The organism is Streptomyces sp. (genome assembly GCF_035563135.1).
GTDB lineage: Bacteria > Actinomycetota > Actinomycetes > Streptomycetales > Streptomycetaceae > Streptomyces.
On record NZ_DATMVN010000331.1, the window covers coordinates 1 to 3256 of the forward strand.

Annotated in this window: 5 protein-coding genes; 3 read left to right on the plus strand and 2 right to left on the minus strand. The window is 72.9% G+C overall.

All coding sequences use genetic code 11. From position 1 onward, the window contains the following. Positions 1-131: 131 nt before the first annotated feature. Both chpH and VN520_RS14490 read left to right on the plus strand, forming a co-directional pair. Positions 132-365: a chaplin ChpH gene (chpH, locus tag VN520_RS14485; RefSeq protein WP_325747317.1), complete on the plus strand. Its 234-nt coding sequence runs from the start codon at positions 132-134 to the stop codon at positions 363-365. Positions 366-505: 140 nt separating this feature from the next. Next, complete coding sequence (locus tag VN520_RS14490) at positions 506-1258, plus strand: chaplin (protein ID WP_325747318.1); 753 nt, start codon at positions 506-508, stop codon at positions 1256-1258. Between the two features lie 57 nt (positions 1259-1315). On the opposite strand, the gene VN520_RS14495 is transcribed toward VN520_RS14490, so the two are convergent. Next, on the minus strand, positions 1316-1504 hold the full coding sequence (locus tag VN520_RS14495; protein WP_053930948.1) for a DUF5703 family protein: 189 nt from the start codon (positions 1502-1504) through the stop codon (positions 1316-1318). 47 nt (positions 1505-1551) lie between these two features. Between VN520_RS14495 and VN520_RS14500 the strand changes: the two genes are divergently transcribed. Then, a complete protein-coding gene (locus VN520_RS14500) occupies positions 1552-2214 on the plus strand; it encodes a hypothetical protein (protein ID WP_325747319.1) in 663 nt (220 codons plus the stop codon). Positions 2215-2289: 75 nt separating this feature from the next. On the opposite strand, the gene VN520_RS14505 is transcribed toward VN520_RS14500, so the two are convergent. Next, positions 2290-3256 (minus strand): ATP-dependent RecD-like DNA helicase (locus tag VN520_RS14505; protein WP_325747320.1); only part of this gene is annotated, 967 nt, incomplete at its 5' end.

Here is a 3256-nt window from a genome sequence, read left to right on the forward strand (position 1 = left end):
GGAATCGACAGCCTGTACGTAGCTCACCGGAACGGGTGAAAGGGGTCTCCTGCTCGTAGCCTCCTCACCCCCTCCTCGTTACAGGTGATGCGGTCCGCGGCTGGGACCGCACTTGTCAATCAGGAGGAATAATGATCAAGAAGGTCGTCGCAATCGCGGCTGCTACCGGTGGTCTCGTGCTCGCGGGTGCGGGTATGGCTTCCGCCGACGCCGGTGCCCAGGGTGCCGCCATCGGCAGCCCCGGCGTGCTGTCGGGCAACGTCGTCCAGGTTCCGGTCCACGTTCCGGTGAACGTGTGCGGCAACACGATCAACGTGATCGGTCTGCTGAACCCCGCCTTCGGCAACACCTGCGTCAACGACTGACGTTGCACACCAACCCCTTGAGGGTGTGAGTCCGGTCGGCCCCGGAGTGCGCGCCATGCACTCCGGGGCCGCTGGGCATTCGGCCCCCCGCACGGTTGTGCCCGGGGCATTTCGGCAGGCAGAAGGCAGGAAGACAACCTATGCGACAGGTCACACGCAAAGGCCTGATCACCATGGCGGCGGCGGGCGGAGTGCTTGCGCTCGGCGGCGGCCACGCGCACGCCGACGCGGGCGCGGCCGGTGCCGCGTCGAGTTCACCAGGAGTGCTCTCGGGGAACTCGATCCAGGTCCCGGTCGACGTACCCGTCAACGTGTGCGGAAACTCCGTGGACGCCGGCGGTCTGCTCAACCCCACGAGCGGAAACGACTGCGGAAACGGATCTTCGGACTCCGGTCACGCGTACTCCCCGGACGGCGGCTCCCCGTCCGGCTCCGGCACCGGCTCCGGGAGCCGGGCATCCGGACACGAGGACGTGCGCGACAGCGGGGCGGGCACCGGGAGGCACCGTGCCACCGGCGCCTCGGCGCAGGCCGAGACCACAGGCTCCCCCGGGGTCCTCTCCGGGAACCAGGTGCAGGTGCCGGTGGAGATCGCCCTGAACGTCTGCGGCAACAGCATCACCGTCGGCGGACTGCTCAACCCGGTCTTCGGCAACACCTGCGAGAACGACACGGAGACGGTCCCGCCTCCCGTCGTGCCGCAGACACCGCACACCCCGGAGAAGCCGGCCGCACCGGACGCGCCGCCGGTCCCCGAGCCCCAGCTCGTGGCGGGCGAGCAGCTCGCCCACACCGGCGCCGGCGGGCTCGACCTGCTCGTCCCGGCGGGCGCGGGCCTGCTGCTCGCGGGTGCGGGCACCGTCCTGTACCGGCGTTCGCGCAGCGCCGCATAGCGGTTTCGCGACAACGGCGCGACGAGCGGGTTCCGTGGACACGGAACCCGCTCCGTCCTACCAGGTGGGCCGTAGCTGGCGGATGATCCGGCGGCGCAGCCGCACCCGGCGGCTGCCGTCGCGGCGCAGCGTCAGCCGGTCCAACTCCCAGTGCCCGTACTCGGCATGGTCGGTCAGCAGGCGGGCCGCCTCCTTCCTGGAGACCCCGCGCGGCACGTACACATCGATGAATTCGTATTCCGGCATCGCATCTATTGTGCGGGCAGACCCCCGGTACGGATAGCGTCTGTCCCATGTCTGATGCTGCGCAGCCCACCGCTGCCGAGGTACGCGCCGCCGCCGATGCAGTCAAAACCGCGCTCGACCGCCACCTCCAGGCAGTCGAACGCCGTACCGGGGACGACGACCCCGCTGTCCACGACGCGTTCAACGCCCTGGCCGCCGCTGCCGAGGTCTACGACGAACTGCTCTACGACCGCTACGACGAGGTCACCCCCTTCGAGATCCCCGCTGCGGAGGACTCCCTCCCGCCCTACGCCGGCCCGGAGGAACCGCACGCGGTCAGCGTGCTGATCAGGCGCGACTACGCGGTGGCCGAGCCCGCACGGCTGCTCGCCCAGGCGCAGCGGCTCGCCGACCTCGATCCGGACGGGCGGGCCGGGGACGCCCTGCCGGCCGCGGGCGCCGGGGTGCACGCCGCTCTGGGCGTGGTGTTCGGCGAGTACGAGGCGGACGAGATCGCCTCCCGGCACCTGGAGTTCGGGCTGGAGGAGGGGGACTCCACCCTGTGGGTCTCCGCCGTGGACGAGCTGCCCGACCCGGGGGAGTGGCTCGGGGCGCCGTTCGACGAGGTGGACCCCGCCCTGGTGGTCTGCCGCTTCGACGTCAGCTCGGTCTTCGACGAGGAGGACGAGCTGGACGGGGACCCGGAAGGCGCGGCCCCGGAGCGCTCCTGACTCCGCCGTCCTACGGGCCCGGCGCGCAGCGCGCCGGGCCCGTAGGACGCCGACGGCGCTCCGGCCGGGCCGGGCCTACGAGGCGTCCGGAGTGGGCAGTGCCTCCAGCAGGGGGCGCAGCCGGGTCGTCCGCTCCTGGGCCGCGACCTCGGCCACCGCCCGCGGCAGGGCCTGATCGACGCCGTGCACCACGGACAGGTGCTGCTCTCCGCGGCTGAACGCCGTGTACACCCAGGGCCTGCTGAGCCCCTGGGCGGCGTCCCCGGGCAGGACGACGACAGCCGCAGGCCAGCGCATCCCGGCCGCCTGGTGGGCGCTGAGCGCCCATCCGTGGCGTACGGAGGTCTCCACCCGGTCCGGTGGCACGACGACGGCCGTGCCCGCACAGTCCAGATGCAGGCCCTCGGCGTCGGCCGAGACGACCGAGCCGGGCACCGCCCTGCCGGCCGCGGGGACATGGACCACGCGGTCGCCGGGGTCGAAACCGCCGAACCGGCCCGGCCCCGGATTGAGCCGCTGCTTGAGCGCCGCGTTCAGCGCGGTCGTGCCCGCCGAACCGCCGTGCCCGACCGTGATCACCTGTGTGTCGCCGGAGGCCACGCCGAGGGCGCGCGGCACCGAATCGGCCACCAGCTGCACCGTGCGGTGGACGGCCTCACCCGCGTCGCGGACGGGCACGATCACCACTTCCCTGCCGGGCGCCTCGACCTGGGTGAGCTCGCCGATGCCGATGCCGGAGACCAGCTCGCCGATCGGTCCGGGGTCGGGCGTGCGCGAGACCACGTGCGGGCAGGCGCGCGCCGCGATCACGTCGGCGAACACCCGGCCCGCACCGGCCGAGCCGAGCACCCCCGGGTCGCCGCTCAGGACCAGCCGCGTCCCGTCGGCGAGGGACTCCACCAGCATCGCGGCCGTCTCCACGTCGAGCTGCGGGGCGTCCAGCACGACCAGCACGTCGAGGGCGAACGCGCCGTCGGCGTCCCGGCCCGGCCCGTCCTCACCGGAGAGCAGGGCGGAGAGCGTGACGGCGGACCCCGGGTCA

What these genes read in the sequence shown, in the direction of transcription:
- chpH (WP_325747317.1), top strand. Translation starts at nt 132, where the DNA reads ATGATCAAGAAGGTCGTCGCAATCGCGGCTGCTACCGGTGGTCTCGTG.
- VN520_RS14490 (WP_325747318.1), top strand. Translation starts at nt 506, where the DNA reads ATGCGACAGGTCACACGCAAAGGCCTGATCACCATGGCGGCGGCGGGC.
- VN520_RS14495 (WP_053930948.1), bottom strand. Translation starts at nt 1,504, where the DNA reads ATGCCGGAATACGAATTCATCGATGTGTACGTGCCGCGCGGGGTCTCC.
- VN520_RS14500 (WP_325747319.1), top strand. Translation starts at nt 1,552, where the DNA reads ATGTCTGATGCTGCGCAGCCCACCGCTGCCGAGGTACGCGCCGCCGCC.